General features: G+C 60.4%; 8 protein-coding genes. 5 read left to right on the top strand and 3 right to left on the bottom strand.

What is annotated here, in order from left to right:
- Positions 1-449: sulfite exporter TauE/SafE family protein (locus CQ002_RS27445; protein WP_146119696.1), on the bottom strand; the 449-nt coding region annotated here is incomplete at its 3' end.
- 109 nt (positions 450-558) lie between these two features.
- Between CQ002_RS27445 and CQ002_RS27440 the strand changes: the two genes are divergently transcribed.
- From CQ002_RS27440 to CQ002_RS27425, 4 genes are all read left to right on the top strand, one after another.
- Positions 559-1,509: a LysR family transcriptional regulator gene (locus CQ002_RS27440; protein WP_034102786.1), complete on the top strand. Its 951-nt coding sequence runs from the start codon at positions 559-561 to the stop codon at positions 1,507-1,509.
- Positions 1,510-1,589: 80 nt separating this feature from the next.
- On the top strand, positions 1,590-2,042 hold the full coding sequence (locus CQ002_RS27435; protein WP_034102784.1) for a MarR family winged helix-turn-helix transcriptional regulator: 453 nt from the start codon (positions 1,590-1,592) through the stop codon (positions 2,040-2,042).
- Positions 2,043-2,241: 199 nt separating this feature from the next.
- A complete protein-coding gene (locus tag CQ002_RS27430; RefSeq protein ID WP_025859164.1) occupies positions 2,242-2,661 on the top strand; it encodes an organic hydroperoxide resistance protein in 420 nt (139 codons plus the stop codon).
- A gap of 28 nt (positions 2,662-2,689) precedes the next feature.
- Positions 2,690-3,706, top strand: coding sequence for an alpha/beta hydrolase (locus tag CQ002_RS27425; RefSeq protein WP_105161873.1), 1,017 nt, complete (start codon positions 2,690-2,692; stop codon positions 3,704-3,706).
- A 65-nt stretch (positions 3,707-3,771) separates the two neighbouring features.
- Here CQ002_RS27425 and CQ002_RS27420 read toward each other — a convergent pair whose 3' ends face one another.
- Together CQ002_RS27420 and earP are read right to left on the bottom strand one after the other, a co-directional pair.
- Positions 3,772-4,344: an elongation factor P gene (locus CQ002_RS27420; protein WP_003172723.1), complete on the bottom strand. Its 573-nt coding sequence runs from the start codon at positions 4,342-4,344 to the stop codon at positions 3,772-3,774.
- A 49-nt stretch (positions 4,345-4,393) separates the two neighbouring features.
- Positions 4,394-5,527, bottom strand: a complete 1,134-nt coding sequence (earP, locus tag CQ002_RS27415) for an elongation factor P maturation arginine rhamnosyltransferase EarP (RefSeq protein WP_105161872.1) — start codon at positions 5,525-5,527, stop codon at positions 4,394-4,396.
- Between the two features lie 132 nt (positions 5,528-5,659).
- Here earP and CQ002_RS27410 point away from each other — a divergent pair, with 132 nt between their 5' ends.
- A complete protein-coding gene (locus CQ002_RS27410) occupies positions 5,660-6,028 on the top strand; it encodes a hypothetical protein (RefSeq protein WP_098466106.1) in 369 nt (122 codons plus the stop codon).
- Positions 6,029-6,030: the final 2 nt, after the last annotated feature.

The raw sequence follows: 6,030 nt of genomic DNA, 5'->3' as shown, positions 1-6,030 counted from the left end.
AGTCCCCCCATGGAGCCGGACGCCGCACCGAGCAGCCCAAGCCATGGCCAGGAATAGCGCATTTGCGCCGTCGGCGGCGCGTTGCGGGTGAACATGCGCAGCAGGTTGTAGGCCGAAAGCGTCAGCAGGAACGCAATAAACCCGATGCGCATCGCCCCCGCGTCCAGGCCCACCGCCCAGATGGAACCGAGCCAGGCAAACGTGAACCCCATGATGCCCAATGGCAGCGCATGGCGCAGTTCGATGCGGTTGCGTTGGTGATAACGCCACAGCGCAAGCATCACGTTCGGCACCACCATGACCAGCGCCGTACCTTGGGCCAACTGCTGGTCCAGGCCGAACAATACGCCCAGCACCGGGATCGCAATCAGCCCGCCACCAATGCCAAACAGGCCGCCCACCGTGCCCAAGGCCGCGCCCAATACCAGGTAAATCGCTAAATCCAACACCGCACGTCACTCCACAATCCCAGGCCTTGCATGCTACGCAGTCGGCTATGGCGTGGAAACGCACAGCAACGCACAATGGCTGTGCCAATCTCGCATAAGCGCCTTTTCGATGAACCCCAATACCCTGACCGATCAACTGGGCCTGTTTCTCGATGTATTGGAAACCGGCAGTTTTTCCGCCGCTGCGCGCCGTCATCCGCTGACGCCCTCGGCGGTGGCTCGACGCATCGACAGCCTGGAAAGCTCGGTAGGCAGCCGCCTGTTTCAGCGCAGTACCCACGCGGTGGTGCCGACCCCGGCAGGCTTGGCGTTTGCCGAGCGGGCCCGACGGATTGTCAGCGAGTTGCAGCTGGCGCGGGCCGAGGCGGTGTCCCTGAGCCATGCGCCGGAAGGCCTGATTCGAGTAGACGCGCCCGCAGCGTTCGGGCGGCGGCATCTGGCGCCCGTGATTGCAGACTTTCTCAACGTGTACCCAGGCCTGGATGTGCACCTGCATTTGATCGACAGCTTCGTGGACATGCAGGGGGCGCACCTGGGCAAGGTGGATCTGGTGCTGCGCGCCGGGCATATCGTCGACACCCGGCTGATCGCCACGCCCTTGGCGAGCATCGTACGCATCGCCTGCGCCAGCCCGGCGTACCTGAAAAGCCGTGGCACGCCGACCCACCCGCGCGAGCTCAGCGAACACGACGGGCTGGACTGGGATGGCCTGGCGCCGATGTTCGCGTGGCGCTTCGAGCTGGATGGACGCCGCGCGACCTATCGCCCGCAACGCATCCGTATGAGCGCCAATAACGCCGAAGCCTTGTTGTCCGGTGCGCTGGCCGGGCTGGGTATCGCCCATCTGCCCACGTGGCTTGCCAGTGAGTACCTGGTGCGTGGCGAACTGTTGCCGCTGTTTTGCGAAAACGGCCTGCCCAGCCCAGAGACCACCGGGATCTATGCGCTGCGCCTGGAGCAACAGCCCAACGCGCGCAGTCGGCTGTTGCTGGAGTACCTGAAAACCCGTTTCAGCCCCGTGCCGCCCTGGGACCTGGCCTTGCAAAGTGGCTTGGCCTGACCGCTCGGACAGATTTATCTGGCGCATTAAAGATTTGCCCGCTAGATTCCAGCCCAGACACGCTTTTTCGAGGTACCGCCATGAGCAAGAATCCTGATCCCTGCGAATCGCTGATGCTGGACAACCAGCTGTGCTTCGCCCTGCACTCCACCTCGCTGCTGATGACCAAGGTCTACAAGCCGCTGCTGCAAGCCCTCGGCCTGACCTACCCGCAATACCTGGCCATGATGGTGCTGTGGGAAGAGGATGGCTTGACCGTCGGCGAAATCAGCAGCCGCCTGTTGACCGATCCTGGCTCCCTCACCCCCTTGCTCAAGCGCTTGGAAGCCGAAGGCCTGCTCAGCCGGACCCGTAGCCGCGAAGATGAACGAGTCGTGGTCGTGGAGCTGACCGATGCCGGGCGCGCCTTGCAGGACAAAGCCATGGGCATCCCGCAGTGCATTCTCGGCGCCAGCGGCCTGGAATTGGACCAACTGCGCAAGCTGCAAAGCGACCTGGTCGCGTTGCGTGCCAACCTGCAAGCCAGCGTCTGACATGCTCGAGCCAACACTGAATAGCTAAAATGTGGGAGCAGGCCCGCTCCCACATTTGGTTGTTCGGCGGATCAAAAAGGGGACTCGTCAAAAAAATTTGAAAATTTATCTTGCGCGCTAAACATTAGCGCTATACATTCATCTCACCAACTACTTAGCGCGCAAACATTTAGCGCTAAAAACCCTAGAGGACGACACCATGCAAACGCTCTATACCGCAGTAGCCACTTCCACCGGCGGCCGTGATGGTCGTGCTGTTTCCAGCGATAACATCCTCGACGTCAAACTCGCTACCCCCAAGGAACTGGGCGGTGCCGGTGGCCAGGCCACCAACCCTGAACAACTGTTCGCTGCCGGCTACTCTGCGTGCTTTATCGGCGCCCTGAAATTCGTCGCCAGCCAGACCAAACGCAAAATCCCGGACGACGCCTCGATCACCGCCCACGTCGGTATTGGCCAGATCCCCGGTGGTTTCGGCCTGGATATCGACCTGCACATCAGCCTGCCGGGCCTGGCCCAGGACGACGCGCAAAGCCTGGTCGACGCCGCTCACCAAGTCTGCCCGTACTCCAACGCCACTCGTGGCAATGTCGATGTACGCCTGCACGTGACCGTCTAAATGACCTCGGCCGTCCCCGGAGAAAGAAATGAACACAATTGGTAAAGCGCTGACCGGCACCCTGCTCGCCCTGTCCATCACCCATGCATTTGCTGCAACCGGCGAGGTCGAGCACAACACCCAGGCCTTCCTGGATGTGTTGAACGCAGGCACCGGCAAACCGATGGAGCAACTGACACCCAAGGACGCACGTGCTGTACTGAGCGGCGCCCAGGCCGGTGTGAAGCTGACCTTGCCGAAGGCCGATGTGAGCCAGAAGACCATCCAGGTCGATGGCAAGCCGCTGGACCTGACCATCGTGCGTCCGGCCGGGGTCAAGGGCACATTGCCCGTGTTCATGTTCTTCCACGGTGGCGGCTGGGTGCTCGGGGATTACCCGACCCATGAACGCCTGGTTCGGGACCTGGTCGTTGGCTCGGGTGCGGTGGCGGTGTTCGTCAACTACACACCTTCGCCAGAAGCGCATTACCCGGTGGCCATCAACCAAGCCTACGGTGCTACAAAATGGGTGGCCGAGCACGGTAAAGAGATCAACGTCGATGGCAAGCGCCTGGCGGTCGCGGGCAATAGCGTCGGCGGTAACATGGCGGCAGTGGTCAGCCTGATGGCCAAGGACAAGGGCACACCGACGATCAAGTTCCAGCTGCTGTTGTGGCCGGTGACCGACGCCAACTTCGACACAGGGTCCTACAACCAGTACGCCGAAGGACACTTCCTCACCCAGAACATGATGAAGTGGTTCTGGGACAACTACACCACCGACGCCAACCAGCGCGCCGAGATCTACGCCTCGCCGCTACGAGCAACCACTGACCAGCTCAAAGGCTTGCCGCCCGCGCTGATCCAGACTGCCGGCGCCGACGTATTGCGTGATGAAGGCGAGGCCTATGCCCGCAAGCTGGATGCAGCCGGTGTGCCGGTGACCGCCGTGCGCTATAACGGCATGATCCACGACTACGGTTTGCTCAACGTGGTCAGCCAGGTGCCGGCCGTACGTTCAGCCCTGCTCCAGGCCTCGGATGAACTCAAGCAACACCTGAAGTAAAAGGTAGCGCCCACAAAAAAGCCCGACACATAGTCGGGCTTTTTTTCGTCTCGGCAGGGCCAGAATTACTTCTTGGCGCGACCTTTGTACGAACCACCTTCGCGGGTGTCGATCTCGATCAGGTCGTCGATTTCGATGAAATCGGCAACTTGCAGCTCGGTACCGTTGCTCAGTTTGGCAGGCTTCATCACCTTGCCCGAAGTGTCGCCGCGAGCGGAACCTTCGGTGTAGGCCACTTTACGCACGATGGTGGTCGGCAGCTCTACGGAAACCAGGCGCTCTTCGAAGAAAATAGCTTCGCAGACGTCTTCCATGCCTTCTTCGATGAACGGCAGAACGGCTTCGATATCTTCAGCGTTCAGCTCGTACATGGTGTAGTCGGTGGTGTCCATGAACGTGTAGGTGTCGCCGCTGATGAAGGACAGGGTCGCTTCTTTGCGGTCGAGGATCACGTCGTCCAGTTTGTCATCGGCGCTGTAGACGATCTCGGTCTTGTAACCGGTCAGCAGGTTCTTCAGCTTGGTCTTCATGATTGCGCTGTTACGACCAGACTTGGTGAACTCAGCTTTCTGAACCAGCCAAGGGTCGTTTTCGAGACGGATCACTGTACCGGGTTTCAGTTCTTTACCAGTTTTCATTGCATATATCCGAAATTTGGATGGGATTTACAAAATTCAAGGTGGCGTATCATATCCAACTTTCATAAAACTTCACCAGCGCCGTCGCAAGATCGGCCTGCAAGCCCTGTTCCAGACACCATGTTTCGGCGTGCTGGTTCACCTCTGGCCAGTGTTCCAACAGCATTTTCCACGGTTGAGCCATATCGGCCTCCGTGTTCCAGGCCTGCCAGAGTCCGATCAGAGCAGCCTGTGCCGCCAAAGATAAGCCAGCGGTGTACAGCTCGAGGAAGGCGTCGAGCTTGTCGAGGTGAATGTCTTCGTCTTGTCGGTAAATGTGCCACAGCAGCGGGCGGCCGGCCCACTGGGCGCGCACGAACGAGTCTTCACCGCGCACGGCGTTGAAGTCGCAGCACCACAACAGGCGGTCATATTGTTCCTGGCGTACGAACGCAATGACCTGCACGGTCAGTGATCCACGCTGCTGGATATCCCCCGCTGCCAGCTGATCGACGCCCAGCCAGCGCTGCACATCGCCAAGAATGCGCCCCTCTGGAACCAACAGATGAGTGGCACGCCCGTCTGTCGATAACACCTCCAGCCAACGGGCCAGCCCGGCATTTTCGTAGGCAAACAGTGAGATCAGCCGCGCACCAGCAGTAGGAAAGACACCCAAAGCTTGCAGGAAATCTTGCTGGGCACTGGCATCCTGCTGAAAGGCCCGACGCTGCTCCAGCAATCCCGCCTCGCGCAGCAGGCCACCGGTGCCGGGCCGGAAGCCGGGAAAGAAGAAGTACTTCTGCACGCCCTTGAACTTCACCGACGGCAGCGTGTGACAACCGACCACCCAATCTTCGGCACTGAGGTAATCCAGGTTCATCCACAACGGCGTGCGTTCACGGGCCGCCATGGCTTCCATGTAGTCGGGCGGTAACTGACAGGCGAACGCGGCGATCACCACGTCCGCGGCGGGCGCCTCCACCCAATCGGCCGGCCAATGGCGCACTTCGACACCCTCCTGCCACTGCAGGCCTAGCTGCACATCGACCTCGGGGCACATACGTTCGAAGGCACGCAGGTCGTCGACCCACAAGCGCACGTTACAGGCATGCTCCACCACCAATTGCCGGGCCAGGCGCCAGGTCACGCCGATGTCGCCGTAGTTGTCGACGACGCTGCAAAAAATATCCCAGCGGGCTTTCATTCCGGGCTCCAATGCTCAAAGGCTCGATTGTCCGCATAAATGCACGGATGCAGAAGGCTTGATCGCGATTATTCTGCACGGTGGCTGTGCGACAATCGCCGCCACGCCGTAAATGCCTGCCAGGAGGCCATCATGTCTGACCGTCCGTTGTCGCTGTTCAAACTCAGTGCCGCTATCGCGTTTGGCGTGTGGCTGGGGTTTATCGCCATCGTGCTGACTGCCTGGCTGGCTTCGCGCTACCTGTTCCCACAGAGCCTGGCGCCGGTGGCCCAAGCGGTGCAGCAACTGGGCAAGCCCACGGTTGTGGCGCCCGAACCGCCTAATCGCATGTTCGAGCAATATCAACAGAACCTGCACAAGCAGGAGCAGCAACAAACCCTGGACCAGGCCCGCAACAATGCGCGCAACCTGTCCAACCCCAAATGCCAGTTCTGGCTGCAACAGGACCAGAACGCTCCCAACGAAAAGACCCGGGCCAATGTCCTGCAATTCTGCGATTGATG

This window comes from Pseudomonas sp. MYb13 (assembly GCF_002980075.1).
GTDB classification, from domain to species: Bacteria; Pseudomonadota; Gammaproteobacteria; order Pseudomonadales; family Pseudomonadaceae; genus Aquipseudomonas; species Aquipseudomonas lurida.
This window is presented reverse-complemented; position numbering and strand designations above follow the sequence as displayed.